The organism is Micromonospora sp. NPDC007271 (genome assembly GCF_040634005.1).
Classification (GTDB): domain Bacteria; phylum Actinomycetota; class Actinomycetes; order Mycobacteriales; family Micromonosporaceae; genus Micromonospora.
This window is the reverse complement of the sequence record NZ_JBEYER010000126.1, coordinates 1-17,760: the sequence shown is the minus strand read 5'-3', so window position 1 is coordinate 17,760 and position 17,760 is coordinate 1. Positions and strand designations below refer to the sequence as shown.

The following is a 17,760-nucleotide window of genomic DNA, read 5'->3' as shown; positions in this document are numbered from 1 at the left end:
TTGGCGTAGTTGGGCACCTCCGGGCGCGGGCCCACCGGCAGTTCGGTGTCCCGCCGTCGCGGCCCACGGTTACCTCCGTACGTTCAGTCCTCGTGCCCTTCGCGTCGGCTCAAGCCGAGTTGACCGGCATGATCGGTGCTCAGCTCGCCTGGGACGGCAGCGCACGCAGGACGGTCAGCGTCACGCTGTCGTTCTTGTAGGACACCCGGAACAGGTGACCGCCCGCGTTCAGCACCCGGTTCTCGGGCAGCGCGTGGAACGCGCCCTTGACCGAGTTGCCGCTCATGATCGTGAACACCGTGCCCGGGGTCAGCGTCCCGCGTACGTCCAGGGCCAGCTCGCCGGCCAGCACCAGGTCACCCGCGGCGCGGACGCTCGTGTAGTCGTGATCGCCGGAGATGGTGACGGCGAGACGACCCTTGTTGCCGATGGTCACGTTCCCGCCGACGGTCAGGGCGTTGCCCGCGGCGACCGGAGCGTCGATGATCTGCGCGGCCTCCTCGGCCGTCAGACCGGGCCGCAGCACGCCGCCGGTGGCGTCGACGTCGCCGGCCACGGTGCCGTTGCCACCGAGCGTCCCGCAGGGCACGTCGATCGCGCTGGCGTGCGAGCCGACGACCGAGAGCGTGCCGCCGAGGACGCTGCTCGTCCCGTGCCAGGTGTCGTTGCCGGTGAGGAAGAGGGTTCCCTCGCCCCGCTTGACGAGGCTGCCCTCGTAGGCGCGGGCCTTGCGGGCCTGCTCGCGGCGGATCCCGATGGCGTAGTCCGACTTGTCGATGTCGCTCGCGTCGGCCGGCAGGCCCTGGGTCCAGCCCTTGGCGACCTTGGTCGCCTCCCAGGCGGCCGCCTCGGCGGCGTCCTCCTGCTGGCGTGCCCGGATCGCGACGTCGGAGATGTCGTTCGACCACACGTCACTGTGCCCCTGCGTGTCGACGTCGAAGACACCCAGCAGCTGGCCCGGGCCCTTCATGGCCTCCCGCAGGCTGACCGTGTGCCAGCCGTTGCGGTTGTCGGGCACCTGCACGATCTGGCCGCGGGTCGGGTTCAGCACCGCGTTGCCCGCCGCGTCGTTGATCGTGTTGTTCTGCCGGCCGGTGGTGAACATCGTGTAGAGCGCCTGCTCGTTGGTCAGGTACGGGAAGCGCTGCATGATCAACGACAGGGCGGCGGCCGAGTGCGGCCCGGCCATCGAGGTACCCGACGAACTGCCGTAGCGGGGTTCCGGCACGCCGTTGACGACCGACACGGTCGTGCTGTTGATCCCGTTGCTGGGCGCCGTCACGCAGGACCACTTCGCGACGCCGCACTGGTTGAAGGTCTGCTGACCGGGGACCAGGACCGACCCGTCCGGGTTGAACGTGCGCCCCGTGGTCGGGTTGATCCCCGACGTCGTGTACCAGTGGCCCTCCAGCTCCGGCATGAAGTACGGCGCGGCGCCGCGCGGCGACGGGTTCACGTAGCCGCTGTTACCGGCGGTGAACTGGATGACGGTGCCGGCACGCGCGGCCTCGATGGCGCCGTTCAGCCAGCGGACGGTGCTGCCGTTCGCGTCGACGACGCCGTCCGGCGTGGACCAGAGACGCCACGCCGTGTTCAGGCCGAAGCTCGCCGGGCTGCCGGGCGGCGCGTCGTACGTGTTGTAGTTCTCCGTGTTGGGCTGGCTGCCCCAGCTGCTGGTGATGATCCGGACGGGCTCGCCGTTCGCCGTCCGGGCGGAGTTCACGGCCCGGTAGACGTTGCCGATGTAGGCGTCGTCCGGCCGCTGCGCGGCGGTCGCGTTCGCGGGCAGGAGACCGTAGAGCACGCCGTCCGTCTTGCCGGTGTTGCCCATGTACACGTTGCTGTTGAACGCGACCCCGTGCATGTTGGCGGCGGGTCCGCTCGGCTGCGTCTCGCCGACCCCGTCGCGGCTCGCGCCGATGGTGCCGCTGACGTGGGTGCCGTGACTGTCGTTGATCGCCTGGTTGTAGAAGCCCGGCGTCGGGCCCGTGTTGCCGCCCTGGGCCTCCACCGAGAAGAAGCGGTCCCCGACCGCGTAGTTCGTCTCGAGGCTGCCGTGCTCCCGGACGTGCCCGGCGAAGACGCCGGAGTCGACCACGCCGATGTTCATCCCGGTGCCGGAGTAACCGGCGGCGTAGGCGAACTCGGCACCCATCGACACCAGGCCGGCGTCCCGGTTGAACTCCGGGGTGCGCCAGCTCGCCGGGTCGCCGAGTCGGCCCGGATCACCCTCGTAAGACCTGATCGGCGGTGCGGACGGCTGCGCCGCCGCCGGCTGCGCGGCGACGCCGAGCACCACCATCGGTGCCAGCGCCGCGACCAGCGCTCTTCTCACATGTCTTGTCGACATCTCAGCTCCTCCAAGATCGGCCGGGCGGATGCTATCCCCATGTCCATAGCGGAGCAAGGCGTTGACGGACACGTTTCCGTCTACCTCTGAGGTAAGTGCCGAAAGGCGGAACGCCCCCTGACGCCGCGGCCCGCTCGGCGACGCTCGCCAAACCGGAGCGAGACGATCCCCAGCAGGTCCAATGGCCTCAAACGCCATCCGATCCGACCGGCGGGACGAAAACGTCCACTCCGACAGCAACGGTCCGGTCCGCATATCGCCGATCAACGAAATGCCGCGACCCGAAACAATTGTTCGTCGTCGGCCGATTCCATTCCGCCGCGGCGGCCGTTTTCACCGGCGCCGCGCCCACCACCACCGCACCGCGTAACCGACGCCGCTGGCCACGAAGAGGGCGGCCGTGGCGAGCAGCCAGCGGCCGAGGAACGGCCGCTGGTCCTGCCCGGACGCGGCCAGGTAGGTCGGCCGGCCCAGCTGGAGGATGCCGGGCAGGTAGACCAGGAACAACAGGCCGGAGGCCAGGGCCGGCGCACGGAGGTGGTTCAGCGGCGTCGGGCCCGAGGGCGGCGTCGCACGGGCCCCCGGCGCATCCCGCAGCACCCGGTCGGCCAGCCCGTAGACCGGAAAGAGCACGAAGTCGTGGGCGATCGCCGCGCCGACGAACCAGAGCAGCATCCGGCCGGCGGACGGCTCCCCGGCGAGCCGCAGCACCACCCACCCGACGAGGGCGAAGCTGCCGGTGAGCAGCAGCAGGTGCCCGGCCGACGCCCCGTAGGCCGACCGGAACCGGGCCGCGAGCTCACCCACCGGCCCGTCCCCGGAACTCGATCTCCGTCACCCACTTCGTGCAGTGCACCCCGGGCAGGGCCGGGACGATGACCCGCGCCGGAAAGCCGTGGTCGAGGGTGAGGTCGATGCCGTTGACCCGCAGCGCGAGCAGGGAGTCCGCGTCGAGGACCTGGTTGGCCTGCAGGGTCGCCTGCCGGAACAGCCCCGCCTTCTCCAGGGAACGCACGTGCGCGGCGGTGATCCCGTCCGCCCCGGCCCGGGCGGCGAGGTCGCGCAGCCGCACCCCGGTCCAGGTCTGCACTGTCGACCATCCCTCCACGCAGGCGATCGGCAGGGTGACGGTGTGCTGGGCCATGGCCAGCAGACCCGGGCGGTCGACCGTGACCGTGCGCCCGCCCGAGCGGAGGGTGAGCCGCCAGCCCGGCCCGGTGTCGGCGGCGCTGACCCCGGCGGCGGCCGCGGTCCGGTTGATCGGGAAACCGGTCGGTCCGGTGCCCGGCTGCCGGCCCCGGGGCAGCAGCAGCGCGGTACGCCGCCAGGGCCCGTCGAAGTGCTGCCCCACGGTGAGGGCGGCGAGCAGCAGCGACAGGCCACCGACCAGGGCGAGCGCGCCGCGCCGGCTCATCGTGGCCGGGCCGGGTCGGGCGGCCACCAGCTTGTCCGGGTCGGGCGGCTCGGGTCGGGTGTCCGCGCGGGGCGTGGCCAGTTCCCGGGCCAGCGACCGGGCGCGCAGCGCCGTACGCATCCGCCCCAGCCTGAGCGACACGTGTACGACCAGCGCGGCGACGAACACCCAGGCCCCGAAGTAGTGGGCGGTGTAGAAGTCGAACCCGAACAGGTAGGCGTACTGGATGTCGAGCAGGCCGGTGACGATCTCGAAGAGGATCCCGCCGACCAGCAGCAGCAGAGACAGCCGCTCCAGCACCTGCGCCACCGAACGGGCCGGCGGCCAGTCGAACAGCTTCGGCAGCACCGACCAGAGCTTGGCCAGCACGATCGGGACCAGCGTGATCCCGAGTCCCACGTGCAACCCCTGGGTGAGACGGAACAGCCAGGACGGGCGGGTCGGCCAGTCGAACGGTGGCAGCCGCAGCCACCCGACGTCGCGCGGGAACGCCTGACCGAACTGCGGGCCGTAGGCGAGGTAGTCGAGCAGCCCGGTCAGGAACACCAGCGGCAGGCCGACGAGCAGGACCAGGCCGTACACCGAGGTGAGCCACGGGCCGCGCAGCGGGCTGCGCCACCGGCGGTTGACCGTGGCGGCGCCCGGCGGCGGATGCTCGGCCAGGAACGTCCACCACCGCCGGGGGAAGCCGTAGGCCGGGCGGTCGAGCGGGGTGCGCCCCGACTCGGCCGGTGGATCCCCGGCCGGGGGAGTACGCTCCGCGCTCACCGGTCCTCCTCCCGTGGTGCCGACACCGGGACGCCCACTCGGCCGAGGCGCGCGTGCCGCTGCACGTGCGGCCGAGGCCGCCCGGGTCTCTCTTCGGCAGGCTACGGGCGGCGGCGACGACCGGAACCGATTTGCCGGATTACGAAAGACTTACCGCCGGGTGGACGGACCTGTTGCGAGGTCCTTACGGCTTCGCCGGCCCGGCCCGCCGCGGCCGTCCGCCGGCCTACCCTGGCCCACATGCGGGTAATGGTCACCGGCGCGGCCGGTTTCGTCGGGTCGCAGGTCGCCGACCTGCTGGCCGCCGAGGGACACGAGGTGCTGGCGCTCGACGCGCTGCTGCCGCAGGCACACGGCGGTGAGCTGCCCGAGTGGTCCCGCCGGCACGCCCCGGTCGTCGGTGACGTCCGCGACCCGGACCTGCTCGACCGGCTGCTGCGCGGGGTGGACGCGGTGTGCCACCAGGCCGCGATGGTCGGGCACGGGCTCGACCCCTCGGACGCCCCCGGCTACGTCAGCCACAACGACTACGCCACGGCGGTGCTGCTGGCCGCGATGCACCGGGCCGGGGTGCGCCGGCTGGTGCTGGCCAGCTCCATGGTGGTCTACGGCGAGGGGCGCTACGAGTGCGCCCGGCACGGCGCCGTCCGACCCGCCCCGCGCCGCCCCGCCGACCTGGCCGCCGGCCGCTACGATCCGGCCTGCCCGGACTGCGCCGGCACGCTCGCCCCGGCCCTGGTGCCGGAGGACGCTCCGCTGGAGCCGCGCAGCACGTACGCGGCCACCAAGCTGGCTCAGGAGCATCTGGCCGGCGCCTGGGCCCGGCAGACCGGGGGTGGGGTGTGGGCGCTGCGCTACCACAACGTGTACGGGCCGCGGATGCCCCGCGACACCCCGTACGCGGGAGTGGCCTCGATCTTCCGCTCCGAGCTGGCGGGCGGCCGGCCGCCGCGCGTGCTGGAGGACGGCCGGCAGCGGCGGGACTTCGTCCACGTCACCGACGTGGCGCGGGCCAACCTGCTCGCGCTCACCACGCCACCGCCGCAACCCCTGGTGCCCCTCAACATCTGCTCCGGCGAGCCGCGTACCGTCGGTGACCTGGCCACCGCCCTGGCCGCCGCGATGGCCGGGCCGGCGCCGCTGGTCGTCGGCGGCGCTCGGGCCGCCGACGTGCGGCACGTCGTCGCCGACCCGCGCCGGGCCACCGAACTGCTCGGCTACACCGCCCGGGTGGGGTTCGCGGACGGGGTCGCCGCCTTCGCCACCGACCCGCTGCGCGAGCCGGCGGCCCTGCCCGCCTGACCGGCCGCGTCGCCGTCCCCATGCGACGGCGACCGGGGCATCAACCCACCCCGGTGTCCGGCTCAGGAGACCGTGAACAGCAGGTGGTTGACCGCGAGCGCGGTCGCCGCCTGCCCGGCGAGCCACCAGCGGCGGGTCGCCGGCGGCAGCTGGGCGGTGGCGACCAGCAGCCACACCGCGAACGGCAGCCAGATCCGCTCCACCTCGGCCTTGCTCAACCCGGACAGGTCGGCCGCGAGCACCACCACCGCCGCCGCGACCGGCAGCAGCACGGCCGGGCCGGCGGCAACCCCCTGCCCGACGAGCCACACGCCACGCAGCGCGGGGCGGCCGCCAGCACCGGGCGGCGCGGGGCGGACCGCGGCCAGCCCGGCCCGCACCGCCCGGCGCAGCGCCGGACCGAGCACCGGGCCGGCGGAGAGCACCAGCGCCGCCAGGTTCGCCCACACCCAGTAGCCGTACGGGCGGTCGGCCGCCCAGCCCTGGTAGTACCGCTCCACCACGCGCTGGTAGCCGTCCCACCACCAGAACCCGGCCGCCGTGCAGGCGACCACGACCGTGGTGACCCCGGCGATCCCGGCCAGCAGCGCGGCGATCCGGTGCCCCGGGCGCAGCGCCACCACCACCAGCGCCAGCAGGCCGACCAGCACGAAGCCGTACGACAGGTACAGCGCGAAGCCCAACACCACGCCACCGGCGGCCGGGGCCAGCCGACCGCGTACCGCCAGCAGCGCCAGCCCGGCCGCGACCACGCCGGCGAACAGCCCGTCCGCCGACGCCCCCACCCACACCGCACCGGGCAGCAGCACCAGGAACGGCAGGACCGCGCGGGCGGCGGGCTCGGCACCGAGCGCTCGCAACGCCACGGGCACCGACACCGTGACGCTCGTGCCCACCAGCACGCAGGCCAGCGCGGCCGCGGTGCCCCCGCCGAGCCCGATCCGGTCCAGCGCGACGAAGACCAGCAGCGCGCCGGGCGGGTGACCGGCGGTGTGGGTCGACCACGAGTCGGGCTGGAAGTCCAGGATGCGCCCGGCGAACCCGGCCAGCGTCGCCGGTACGTCCCGGATCCCGGGCACCTCGTGCAGGTACTCCGCCTGCACGGTGAGCCGCTCGGTGAACCCCGCCGACCAGCCGTCGACCAGGGCCAGCGACAGCGTCCACACCGCCGACGCCAGCCAGGCCGCGCCGAGCAGCGGACCCCAACGGGCGACCCGGGCCCACCGCACCCCGGGCCCGGCCACCGCCAGCGCCACCAGCACCGCGGCCGGCGTGCCCCATCCGGCGTGCGGTCGCCAGGTCGCGTACAGCGGAGCGGCGTCCGCGTGCAGGCCCACCCCGCGGGCGTTGAGCACCGCGCCGACCGCCGCGGCGAGAGCCACCAGCGCGACCTCGACGCCCAGCACGATCAGGTCAGCCTGCCGGCGGCGGGTCGGCGCCCGCCCGGGCGCGGCAGGCGGTCTCGTGGTCGTTCCCATGGCGATCGGACGGTACGACCCGCGCGGGACCGGCGACAGGTGAACAGCCGGATCGTCACCGGTCGGTAAGAATCGGACCGCCGGTAACAGATCCGTAAGGTGCGATCTGCCTGCCGGAACCCGGGTGGCGGCCTAGCGTCGGCGGTATGTCCACACCGATCGACGTGGTCCTGCCGTGCCTCGACGAGGCCGCCGCCCTGCCCGGTGTCCTCACCGCGCTGCCGCCCGGCTACCGGGCGATCGTGGTGGACAACGGCTCCCGGGACGGCTCGGCGGACGTCGCCGCGCGGCACGGGGCCCGGGTCGTGCACGAGCCCCGCCGGGGCTACGGCGCCGCCGTGCACGCCGGGCTGCTGGCCGCCGACGCGGAGCTGGTCTGCGTCCTGGACGCCGACGGCTCCTTCGACCCGACGGAACTGCCCGCGCTGGTCGATCCGGTCGCCCGTGGCGCCGCCGACCTGGCGGTGGGCCGGCGGCGGCCCGTTTCGGCCGGGACCTGGCCGTGGCACGCGCGCGCCGGCACCGCCCTCGTCGCGGCGCTGCTCCGGCAGCGGGGGGTGCCGCTGCGTGATCTCAGCCCGATCCGGGTGGCCCGTCGCGACGCCCTGCTCGACCTGGGCGTCACCGACCGGGCCTTCGGCTATCCCCTCGAACTGCTGATCCGCGCCGCCGCCGCCGGGTGGCGGATCCGGGAGCTGGACGTGACCTACGCCCCGCGCGCGGCCGGCACCCGCTCCAAGGTCTCCGGCTCGGTACGCGGCACGCTGCGCGCCACCCGCGACTTCGCCGGCGTCCTGCGCACCGTGGGCCGGCCCCGATGACCGTGCTGCTGGTGATGGCCAAGGCGCCCGTGCCGGGAGCGGTGAAGACGCGGCTCTGCCCACCGGCGACGCCCGGCGAGGCGGCCCGGATCGCCGCCGCGGCGCTGCGCGACACCCTCGACGCCGGCCGTGCCCTGCCCGGGGTGACGCCGGTGCTGGCCCTTCGGGGGCGCGTCGCCGACGCCGAGGACGGCAGCGACCTGACGGCCGCCCTCGCCGGCTGGTCGGTACTGGCCCAGCGGGGCGGCGACCTGGGCGACCGGCTCGCCAACGCCCACGCCGACGTGGCGACGGCCTGGCCGGGACGGCCGGTGCTGCAGATCGGCATGGACACCCCGCAGCTGACGCCGGGGCGGCTGCTCGCGGCGGTGCGGCGACTCGACCTGGCCGACGCCGTGCTCGGCCCCGCCCTGGACGGCGGTTGGTGGGCACTCGGGCTGCGCGAGCCCCGACAGGCCGCCGCGTTACGGGCGGTGCCGATGTCCACGGCGCGGACCGGCCGACGTACCTGGGCGGCCCTCGCGAGGCGCGGGCTGCGCACCCTGGCCCTGCCGGTCCTGCGCGACGTCGACGAGTGGCCCGACGCGCTCGCGGTGGCCGCCGAGGCGCCGGCGAGCCGCTTCGCCCGTCAGGTCGCGCGGCTGCGCCCCGTTCCCGCGCCGGACGGCCGACGGTGACCGTCGACACACTCGGCACGGGCGGCCGGCCGGACCGGGACGAGGCCGAGGACGTCTTCGCCGCCGCCCTGTACGCGCGGCCGGGCGTGCACTGGCTCGTGCAGGGCGACGGCCGGCGCAGCCGCCTGCCGGTACGCCGTTGGCACGGGGCGCCCGAACCGGCGACCGCCGCGATCGTCGCCCGATGCGCCGGCCCGACCCTGGACGTCGGCTGTGGCCCGGGTCGGCTCACGCTCGCGCTGGCCCGGGCCGGGCGGACCGCGGTCGGGGTCGACATCTCCCCGTACGCGGTGCGGCTCACCCGGGCGCGCGGGGCGGTCGCCATCCACCGGGACGTCTTCGCCGCCCTGCCCGGCGAGGGGCGGTGGGAGCACGTCCTGCTCATCGACGGCAACATCGGTATCGGCGGTGACCCGGGGCTCCTGCTCCACCGGTGCCGGGAGCTGATCCGCGCCGGCGGAACCGTCCTGGTCGAGCTGGAACCGCCCGGGCCCGGCCTGTGGCGCGGCCAGGCCCACCTCGCCTCCCGTACCTCGACGGGTGACGTACGCCGCAGCGGCGCCTTCCGCTGGGCACGGCTGGACACGGTGGCGGTCCACGACACCGCCCGCGCCGCCGGGCTGGCCGTGCGGGACCTGTTCGAGGCGGGCCGCCGCTGGTTCGGCGAGTTGGTCCCGGAGCAGCCGTGACACCTTCGCCGGGCGCCGGGCGCCGGGCGGCGGCACGCCCCCGGGCCCGCCGGGCCACCGGCTCGCCGGACCGGCCGGAAAGCGGCAATGTGGTTGGCGTCCCGGCGCGGTCGGCCTATGGTGAACAGATGTACCGGGTTCGGCAGCCGCTCAGCGTCACCGTCGTGACGCCTGCTGTCGTACCCTGCCCGCGACACGCGGTCGCGCCCATCCACGGCCTGCCGAGCCCGATCCCCACCGGCCGTGGCCCTCCGGAGATCTCCACTCCCGCGAGTACGGCCACCAGGGCGAAGCCATTCGGCTTCGGCCTTTTTCTTTTTCCGGAAGGGATCCGACATGACTACCGACCTCCGAGGCGCCGCCGACCAGCAGCGGACCGAGCAGCTGCGGGCCACGCTGACCACCGAGTTCGAGACGCAGACCGCGCGACTGACCGAACTCACCGCGGACACCGGCGACCCCGGCGAGGCGCACACCCAGGCCGCGCTGATCGCCGCGACCCGCCAGAGCCTGGCGCAGATCGGTGACGCGCTGCGCCGGCTGGCCGAGGGCAGCTACGGCATCTGCGAGCGGTGCGACGCGCCGATCCCGGCCGAGCGCCTCGAGATCCTGCCGCACGCCCGCTTCTGCGTACCGTGCCAGCAGAAGCAGGGCTGAGCTGACCGCGGCGACGCCGGACCGCTACGGCGGTCCGGCGGGTCCGGAAAGGCGACGCGGTTCGCTTGACCGCAGTTCCGATCCAGCGTCCATGCTGGATGCGGGTAGCCCCGACCCGACCCGTTGATCTAAGAAGTTTGCGTCAGGATCCGGCCGGATGGCGACGCAAACTCCTTGGTCAACGTCGATGGCCCGCGCAGCGGGCGGGGCCCGGCCGGGTCAGTGGCCCTGGAGGGCCTCGACGTTGTCGCCGAACGTCCAGCCCTTCGACCCGTCCCAGTTGATCGACCAGGTCATCAGGCCCTTCAGGCCGCCCTGGTAGGTGTTCCAGGCCTGCGCCACCGACGACGGCGGAAGGTAACCGCCGCCGCCCCGGACTGCGCGGGCAGGCCGGGGACCTGCCGGTCGTACGGGACGCATCGCCGGCCCGTATCCGCGGTCACGATGCCTAACTGCATTTGGTTACCTGACCGTCGATGACCCGGTGGGCATTGTCAGCCCACGTCGAAGTCGCATGGCATATACCTCATCATCGATGCGCCGCAGGCTATCAGTTAACTCTGTTAAATGAAAATGCGCAGTAGGCTGTCCCCACTTCTTTCACGGCATGAAATGGGGGCCGTCGCCGGTGGCGCCCAGGGAGAGGACGGCTGCGGACGTGGACGCCAGACGCACCACCGTGCGTGACATGCGCCGTGCCAACCGGTCGCTGCTGCTCACCAGGATCTGGCTGGACGGGCCGCTCAGCCGTCACGAACTGGGCCAGACCACCGCGTTGAGCCTGGCCAGCGTGAGCAACCTGGTCGGCGAGATGATCGGTGAGGGGCTGGTCGAGGAGGCCGGCTCGGTGGAGTCCGACGGCGGTCGCCCCCGGGTGCTGCTGCGGGTCGCCCCCGGCTACGGCTACCTGGTCGGCGCCGACGTCGGCGAGACCCGGGTCCAGGTCGAGCTCTTCGACCTGGCGATGACGGCGCTCGCCAAGGCCGAGTACCCGATCGCCGCCACCGGCCCGGACCCGCGCGACGTGGCCACCCACCTGCTGCACGGGCTCGACGCGGTGGTCGAGCAGGCCGGCGTCGACCCGGCCGCGGTGCTCGGTTTCGGGGTCGCGGTGTCCGGGACGGTCGAGCGTGCCGCCGACGCCGTCGTGCACGCGCAGACCCTCGGGTGGGACGGCGTGCCGCTCGGGGCGATGCTGCGGGCCGGCACCGGCATCCCCGTCCACGTCGACAACGGCGCGAAGACCCTCGGCCAGGCCGAGATGTGGTTCGGCGCCGGCCGGGGCGCCCGGCACGCCGTCATCGTCCTGGTCGGCTCCGGCGTCGGGGCCTGCGTGGTCGCCGACGGCGCCGGCTACCGGGGGGCGCACAGCAGCGCCGGCGAGTGGGGTCACACCACGATCGTGTACGGCGGTCGCCGCTGCCGCTGCGGCAACCACGGCTGCCTGGAGGCGTACGTCGGGGCGGAGGGGGTGCTCGACCGGTTCCGGCAGGCCAACCGGGGCCGGCCGGCGGCCGGCGGCGACGAGGAGACCGCCTTCGGCGAGCTGCTGCGCGCCACGAGCCGCACGGCCGCGAAGGTGCTCGACGACACGGTCGGCTACCTCGGCGCCGGGGTGGCGAACCTGGTCAACCTCTTCAACCCGGAGCGGGTGGTGCTCGGCGGCTGGGCCGGGCTGGCCCTGGGCGAGCGCTACCTGCCGCAGATCCGCGCGGCCACCGCCCGGCACGCGTTGCGCCAGCCGTACGCCCAGACCTCGATCGAGCTGTGCCGGCTCGGACCGGACGCGGTCGCGATGGGCGCGGCCACCCTGCCGATGGCCCGGCTGCTGCGCGACGGCGGCGTGCCGCGCGAGCCGGCCGCCCGGGTGCTCCCGGCGCCGGCGCGACCCGCACGACCGGCCCGGGCGCGGGCCCGCTGAACCGCGGGCCGGCGACGAGGGTCGCCGCCGGCCCGTCGCCCCGAACGGCCGGGTCAGCGCTGCCCGCGGACCCGCCGGACGGTGTCGCGGTACCAGTACGCGCTGCGCTTCGGCGTACGCCGCTGGGTGTCGTAGTCGACCCGGACGATGCCGAAGCGCTTGTCGTAGCCGTACGCCCACTCGAAGTTGTCCAGCAGCGACCAGGCGAAGTAGCCGCGCACGTCCGCGCCGGCCTGCCGCGCCCGGGCCACCGCCCGCAGGTGCTCGGCCAGGTACGCGACCCGGTCGTCGTCGGCCACGAACCCGTCGGCGTCCGGGCGGTCGTCGAAGGCCGCCCCGTTCTCGGTGATCACCAGCGGCACGCCCGGGTAGTCCCGGCTGAGCCGGACCAGCAGGTCGGTGAAGGAGTCCGGCACGATCTCCCAGTCCATCGCGGTGCGCGGCAGGTCCCGCCGGACGACCCGGCGTACCGGCCGGCCCTCGTCGTCCCGCTGGCGACCCCGCTCGTCCACTCCGGAGTGCAGCTGCCCGAAGTAGAAGTTGACGCCCAGCACGTCAACGGGGGTGGCGATGACCGCCAGGTCCCCGTCCCGGACCGGGATCCGGACCCCCTCGGCGGCCAGGTCGGCCACCACGTCCTGCGGGTAGCTGCCGCGCAGCAGCGGGTCCAGGTAGAGCCGGTTGCCCAGCCCGTCGGCCGCCCGGGCGGCGTCCCGGTCGGCGGTGCTGTCGGTGGCCGGATCGGCGGTGGACAGGTTGACCGTGATGCCCAGCTCGATCGGGTCGGTCGCGGCCGCCCGCAGGCGCCGCACCGCCAACCCGTGCCCGAGCAGCAGGTGGTGGGCGGCGGCGATCCCGTCGCCCAGGTCCCGCCGGCCCGGCGCGTGCTGGCCGTACGCGTACCCGAGCATCGCCGAGCACCACGGCTCGTTCAGGGTCGTCCAGGTCTTCACCCGGTCGCCGAGCGCGGCGAAGACCAGCTCGGCGTAGTCGGCGAAGCGGTGGGCGGTGTCCCGGTGCGGCCAGCCGCCCGCGTCCTCCAGCTCCTGCGGCAGGTCCCAGTGGTAGAGCGTCACCCACGGGTCGATCCCCCGGCCGAGCAGCTCGTCCACGAGCCGGTCGTAGAAGGCCAGTCCGGCCGGGTTGGCCGGCCCGCGCCCGCCCGGCTGCACCCGGGGCCACGCCACCGAGAAGCGGTAGGTGTCCAGGCCCAGCTCGGCGATGAGCGCCACGTCCTGCGGCATCCGGTGGTAGTGGTCGCAGGCCACGTCGCCGTTCTCACCGTTCGCCACCGCCCCCGGGACGCGGCAGAAGGTGTCCCAGATGGACCGCGTGCGACCGTCCTCGGCCACCGCCCCCTCGATCTGGTACGACGAGGTCGCCACCCCCCACCGGAAGGTCGGCGGGAGGGTGTCGATCGGGTCGGCCTGACGGCGGGTGAGGTGGCTGTCCATGGTTCTCCTCGCGGTCGCGGTACGTGCTCTCGGGTGTGGTGGCTCAGTGGGGGACCGGTGCGGCGACGGGGTGCAGCCAGCAGGCGACGGCACGCCCCGGCCGGTCGTCCCCCGGCGGGCCGAGCGGCGGCAGCTCCTCGTCGCACGGGCCGAACACCTTCGGGCAGCGCGGGTGGAACGCGCACCCGGCCGGCATGGCGCGCAGGTCGGGCGGGGAGCCGGGGATGCCGGCCAGCTCGCGGCGCGGACCGCGCAGCGCCGGGAAGGAGTGCAGCAGGCCCGCGGTGTACGGGTGCAGGGCCCGCCGGTACAGCTCGGCGGCCGGCGCCTCCTCGACGATCCGGCCGCCGTACATGATCGCGATGCGGTCGGAGAACTCGACCAACAGCGACAGGTCGTGGGTGATGAACAGCACCGCGAAGCCCAGCCGCTGCCGCAGCTCGGCGAGCTGGCCGAGGATCTGCCGCTGCATCACCACGTCGAGCGCGGTGGTCGGTTCGTCCATGATGACCACCTGCGGCTCCAGCGCCAGCGCCATGGCGATCATGACCCGCTGCCGCATGCCGCCGGAGAGCTGGTGGGGGTAGCTGTCCAGCCGGTCGGCGGCGATGCCGACCAGGCGCAGCAGCTCCCGGGCCCGGGCGGACCGGGCCGTCGGCGTGGTCCTCGGCTCGTGCGCCTTGATCACGTCGAGCAGCTGGGTGGAGATCCGGTGCACCGGGTTGAGCGAGTTCATCGCCCCCTGGAACACGATGGACGTCTCGGCCCAGCGGAACTGCCGCAGCTTCGCGGGGGTCAGGGTCAGCACGTCGACCGGCGGGCCGTCGACCGGGTGGTAGATCACCTGGCCGCCGCTGACCACGCCGGGTGGCGGCAGCAGCCGGGTCAGCCCGTACGCGAGGGTGGACTTGCCGCTCCCGCTCTCGCCGGCCAGCCCCAGCACCTCGCCCCGGTGCAGGGTCAGGTCGACGTCGCGGACCGCGCGCACCGCCTCCTCGCCGAGCCCGTAGTCGACGCGGAGCTTGCGGATCTCCAGGACCGGTTCACTCATTCTCCGGCCTCCTTCGCGGTTGCGGCACGTCGGCGGGCGGTGCCAGGACGGGGGTGAAGCCGACCCGCATCCGCACGGTGCGGCCGTCGGCGGTGCGGATCCGGGCCCGGCCGCCGCTGCGCAGCCGGGGGCTGACGAACTCGTCGATGCCGAAGTTGATCAGCGCGAGGGCGGTGCCGAGCAGCGCTATGGCCAGGCCGGCCGGAACGAACCACCACCAGGCACCCTGGGCGAGGGCCTGCTGGCTCTGCGCCCAGAACAGGATGGTGCCCCAGTTCCACGACGAGACGGACGAGATGCCGATGAAGGCCAGCGTGATCTCGGACATCACCGCGAAGATGACCGTGCCGACGAAACCGGAGGCGATGATCGCGGTCAGGTTGGGCAGGATCTCGAAGACGATGATCCGCCACGTGCTCTCCCCGGTGGCCCGGGCCGCCTCGACGTAGTCGCGACGACGCAGCGACAGCGTCTGGGCGCGCAGCACCCGGGCGCCCCAGGCCCACGAGGTGAACCCGATGACCAGGGCGACGACCAGGTCGCCGGCGTCGGTGATGGTGGACGTGACGATGATGATCAACGGCAGCGCCGGGATCACCAGGAACACGTTGGACAGCGCGGAGAGCCCGTCGTCGCTCAGCCCGCCCAGGTAGCCGGCGGTCACCCCGACCAGCACCGACAGGATGGTGGCGACCACCCCGGCGAGCAGCCCGACCACCATCACCCCGCGGGTGCCGACCAGGACCTGGCTGAACACGTCCTGACCGAGGTGGGTGGTGCCGAACCAGTGCTGCGCCGACGGCGGCTGCAGCAGCTCGCCGCTGCGGGCGTCCGGGTCGTACGGGGCGATCCACGGGCCGATCACCGCGAGCAGTCCGTACCCGGTGACCAGGGCCAGCCCGATGCTGGCCTTGCGGTTGCTCAGGAAGCGCCAGCGGCGGCGGCGCGCGGCGGCCGGCTGGGCCATCGCCCCCTGTTTCGGGATGACCTGCTCGATGCTGGAGGTGGGAATGGCCATGGCTCAGGCCTCCCTGCGGGTACGCGGGTCGAGCGCCAGGTACGCCACGTCGGCGAGCAGGTTCGCCACCAGCACCGAGAGCGTGATGACCAGGAAGATGCCCTGCATCAGCGGGTAGTCCTTCGCGCCGACCGCCCGGAACAGCAGGAAACCCAGCCCCGGGTACGAGAAGACGATCTCCACGAGCAGGGTGCCGCCGACGATGAAGCCGAGTGACAGCGCGAAGCCGGCCACGTTCGGCAGCAGCGCGTTGCGCGCGGCGTAGTGCAGCGCCACCCGGCGTTCCGGCAGGCCCTTGGCGTGCGCGACGGTGATGTAGTCCTCCGCCGCGACGGTCACCATCATGTTGCGCATGCTGAGGATCCAGCCGCTCATCGAGGAGATGAGGACGGTCGCGGCGGGCAGCAGGCTGTGCCGCACCGCGCTGCCCAGGAAGATGGTGTCTGGCGCCGGCACCAGCCCCGGGTCGTAGCCGCCGGAGGAGGGGAAGAAGCTGCCCGGCCCGGCGAGCAGCGCGATCGCCACCAGCCCCAGCCAGAAGTACGGCACCGAGGAGAGGAACGTGGTGGCCGGCAGCAGCCCGTCCACCCAGGAGCCGCGCCGCCAGCCGGCCAGCACGCCCAGCCCGGTGCCGAGGGCGAAGCTGACCAGGGTGGTGATGCCGACCAGGGCCAGGGTCCACGGCAGCGCGTCGAGGATCACCTCGGACACCGGCGCCGGGAACGCGGTGAACGACAGCCCCAGGTCGCCGTGCAGCAGCTGCTTCCAGTAGTCGACGTACTGGTCCCAGAGGCTGTCGTGGGTGTCGATGCCGAACAGCACGTACAGCGACCTGATCGCGTCGGTGCTCAGCTGCCCCTGATAGCGCGAGATCAGCGACTTGACCGGGTCGCCGGGGATCAGCCGGGGGATGAAGAAGTTGAGGGTCAGCGCCGCCCACGCGGTGAACAGGTAGAAGCCGATCCGGCGCAGCAGATAGGTCATCGGCCCGCCCCCGCAGCCGGTCCGTCCGAGGCGGTCTCCGGGTCGTAGAGCCAGCAGGCCGCCCAGTGCCCGGACCGGTCGCCCACGTCCAGCCGCGGCGGCAGGTCGGTGGTGCAGCGCGGCATGGCCGCCGGGCAGCGCGGGTGGAACCGGCAGCCGGCCGGGGGCCGGATCAGGCTGGGCGGCTCGCCGTCGCCGCGTTCCCGCTCGTCGGGCCCGGCGGCGCCGGTGATCCGGTCCGGGTCGGGCGCCGAGTCGATCAGCAGTCGGGTGTACGGGTGCGCCGGGGACTGGGTGACCGTCTCGCTGTCGCCGCCCTCGACCATCCGGCCGGCGTACATCACGAGGGTCTCGTCGGCGAAGTAGCGGGCCGAGGCGATGTCGTGGGTGATGTAGAGGATGGCCAGGTGCAGCCGTTCCTTGAGGTCGCGCAGCAGGTTGAGCACGCCGAGCCGGATCGAGACGTCCAGCATCGACACCGGTTCGTCGGCGAGCAGCACCTCCGGGTCGGCGCCGAGCGCCCGGGCGATGGCGACCCGCTGCCGCTGCCCGCCGGAGAGCTCGTGCGGGAACGTGTCCAGGTAGCGCTCGGCCGGGGTGAGGGCGACCCGCTCCAGCAGCCGGGCCAGCGCCGCGTCCAGGTCGGCCGGGGTGCGGCCGGCGTTGCCGTGGATCCGCAGCGCCCGGGTCAGGTGGTAGCGCACGGTGTGCACCGGGTTCAGCGAGGAGAACGGGTCCTGGAAGATCATCTGCACCCGGCGCGCGTACGCCCGGAACGGCCGGCCGCCGCGGACGGTGACCGGCTCGCCGTGCAGGCGGACCGTGCCGGCGGTGCGCGGGTAGAGCTGCGCGAGCAGCCGGGCGACCGTCGACTTGCCGGAGCCGGACTCGCCCACCAGGGCGGTGACCTGGCCGCGGCGCAGGGTGAGGTGGACGTCGTCGACCGCGTGCACAGCCGGCCGGTTCCGGGTCAGCAGGGTGCGCAGTCCGGCGCGGACGGGGAAGTGCTTGGTCAGGCCGACCGCCGCCAGCACCTCCTCGCGGACGGCCGGGGCGTCCGTGGTGGGCGTTGCCATGCCGGGCTCCTGTCGTCGGAGGGGTGGGATCGGCGGTCCGGGCGGCCAGAAGTCGGCGCCGACCGAGGCCACGCTGGTCGGGAGCATGCCCGGGGCGTGC

The 17,760-nt window shown here is 74.0% G+C and carries 16 protein-coding genes; 6 read left to right on the top strand and 10 right to left on the bottom strand.

Going from position 1 to position 17,760, the window contains the following annotated elements; translation table 11 throughout:
* Positions 1-139 precede the first annotated feature (139 nt).
* The 3 genes from ABZ570_RS30355 to ABZ570_RS30345 all read right to left on the bottom strand — a co-directional run bounded on the left by ABZ570_RS30355 (position 140) and on the right by ABZ570_RS30345 (position 4,532).
* Positions 140-2,350, bottom strand: coding sequence for a S8 family serine peptidase (locus tag ABZ570_RS30355; RefSeq protein WP_358070990.1), 2,211 nt, complete (start codon positions 2,348-2,350; stop codon positions 140-142).
* Between the two features lie 333 nt (positions 2,351-2,683).
* Positions 2,684-3,157, bottom strand: coding sequence for a hypothetical protein (locus ABZ570_RS30350; RefSeq protein WP_358070988.1), 474 nt, complete (start codon positions 3,155-3,157; stop codon positions 2,684-2,686).
* Positions 3,150-4,532, bottom strand: a complete 1,383-nt coding sequence (locus tag ABZ570_RS30345) for a molybdopterin-dependent oxidoreductase (protein WP_358070986.1) — start codon at positions 4,530-4,532, stop codon at positions 3,150-3,152. Before ABZ570_RS30345 ends, ABZ570_RS30350 begins: the two co-directional genes overlap by 8 nt.
* Before the next feature lie 240 nt (positions 4,533-4,772).
* Here ABZ570_RS30345 and ABZ570_RS30340 point away from each other — a divergent pair, with 240 nt between their 5' ends.
* Positions 4,773-5,834, top strand: coding sequence for an NAD-dependent epimerase/dehydratase family protein (locus tag ABZ570_RS30340; protein WP_358070984.1), 1,062 nt, complete (start codon positions 4,773-4,775; stop codon positions 5,832-5,834).
* Between the two features lie 62 nt (positions 5,835-5,896).
* Here ABZ570_RS30340 and ABZ570_RS30335 read toward each other — a convergent pair whose 3' ends face one another.
* Positions 5,897-7,312 carry a hypothetical protein gene (locus ABZ570_RS30335; RefSeq protein ID WP_358070982.1) on the bottom strand — a complete coding sequence of 472 codons (1,416 nt, stop codon included), beginning with the start codon at positions 7,310-7,312 and terminating at the stop codon, positions 5,897-5,899.
* A 146-nt stretch (positions 7,313-7,458) separates the two neighbouring features.
* Between ABZ570_RS30335 and ABZ570_RS30330 the strand changes: the two genes are divergently transcribed.
* The 4 genes from ABZ570_RS30330 to ABZ570_RS30315 all read left to right on the top strand — a co-directional run bounded on the left by ABZ570_RS30330 (position 7,459) and on the right by ABZ570_RS30315 (position 10,156).
* Positions 7,459-8,133 carry a glycosyltransferase family 2 protein gene (locus tag ABZ570_RS30330; protein WP_358070980.1) on the top strand — a complete coding sequence of 225 codons (675 nt, stop codon included), beginning with the start codon at positions 7,459-7,461 and terminating at the stop codon, positions 8,131-8,133.
* A complete protein-coding gene (locus tag ABZ570_RS30325; protein WP_358070978.1) occupies positions 8,130-8,810 on the top strand; it encodes a DUF2064 domain-containing protein in 681 nt (226 codons plus the stop codon). The genes ABZ570_RS30330 and ABZ570_RS30325 overlap by 4 nt, the downstream gene beginning before the upstream one ends.
* Positions 8,807-9,499: a methyltransferase domain-containing protein gene (locus ABZ570_RS30320; protein WP_358070976.1), complete on the top strand. Its 693-nt coding sequence runs from the start codon at positions 8,807-8,809 to the stop codon at positions 9,497-9,499. Before ABZ570_RS30325 ends, ABZ570_RS30320 begins: the two co-directional genes overlap by 4 nt.
* Positions 9,500-9,835: 336 nt before the next feature.
* The gene (locus ABZ570_RS30315; RefSeq protein ID WP_358070974.1) at positions 9,836-10,156 is read left to right on the top strand and encodes a TraR/DksA C4-type zinc finger protein; all 321 of its coding nucleotides are present in this window, start codon (positions 9,836-9,838) and stop codon (positions 10,154-10,156) included.
* Positions 10,157-10,375: 219 nt separating this feature from the next.
* Here ABZ570_RS30315 and ABZ570_RS30310 read toward each other — a convergent pair whose 3' ends face one another.
* Entirely contained in the window at positions 10,376-10,498 is a 123-nt protein-coding gene (locus ABZ570_RS30310; protein ID WP_358070972.1) for a hypothetical protein, read from the bottom strand.
* Positions 10,499-10,844: 346 nt separating this feature from the next.
* On the opposite strand from ABZ570_RS30310, the gene ABZ570_RS30305 reads away from it, so the two are divergent.
* Positions 10,845-12,077 (top strand): ROK family protein, encoded by a 1,233-nt coding sequence (locus ABZ570_RS30305; RefSeq protein ID WP_358070970.1) that lies wholly within the window; start codon positions 10,845-10,847, stop codon positions 12,075-12,077.
* A gap of 53 nt (positions 12,078-12,130) precedes the next feature.
* Here the strand turns inward: ABZ570_RS30305 and ABZ570_RS30300 are convergent, their stop codons facing one another.
* Genes ABZ570_RS30300 through ABZ570_RS30280 form a run of 5 tightly spaced genes read right to left on the bottom strand, consistent with a single transcriptional unit; the run spans position 12,131 to position 17,660 of the window.
* A complete protein-coding gene (locus ABZ570_RS30300) occupies positions 12,131-13,531 on the bottom strand; it encodes a GH1 family beta-glucosidase (RefSeq protein WP_358070968.1) in 1,401 nt (466 codons plus the stop codon).
* A gap of 43 nt (positions 13,532-13,574) precedes the next feature.
* Entirely contained in the window at positions 13,575-14,582 is a 1,008-nt protein-coding gene (locus ABZ570_RS30295; protein WP_358070966.1) for an ABC transporter ATP-binding protein, read from the bottom strand.
* On the bottom strand, positions 14,575-15,600 hold the full coding sequence (locus ABZ570_RS30290) for an ABC transporter permease (RefSeq protein WP_358070965.1): 1,026 nt from the start codon (positions 15,598-15,600) through the stop codon (positions 14,575-14,577). Before ABZ570_RS30290 ends, ABZ570_RS30295 begins: the two co-directional genes overlap by 8 nt.
* 3 nt (positions 15,601-15,603) lie before the next feature.
* Positions 15,604-16,584 carry an ABC transporter permease gene (locus tag ABZ570_RS30285; protein ID WP_358070963.1) on the bottom strand — a complete coding sequence of 327 codons (981 nt, stop codon included), beginning with the start codon at positions 16,582-16,584 and terminating at the stop codon, positions 15,604-15,606.
* Positions 16,581-17,660 (bottom strand): ABC transporter ATP-binding protein, encoded by a 1,080-nt coding sequence (locus ABZ570_RS30280; RefSeq protein ID WP_358070992.1) that lies wholly within the window; start codon positions 17,658-17,660, stop codon positions 16,581-16,583. The genes ABZ570_RS30285 and ABZ570_RS30280 overlap by 4 nt, the downstream gene beginning before the upstream one ends.
* Positions 17,661-17,760: the final 100 nt, after the last annotated feature.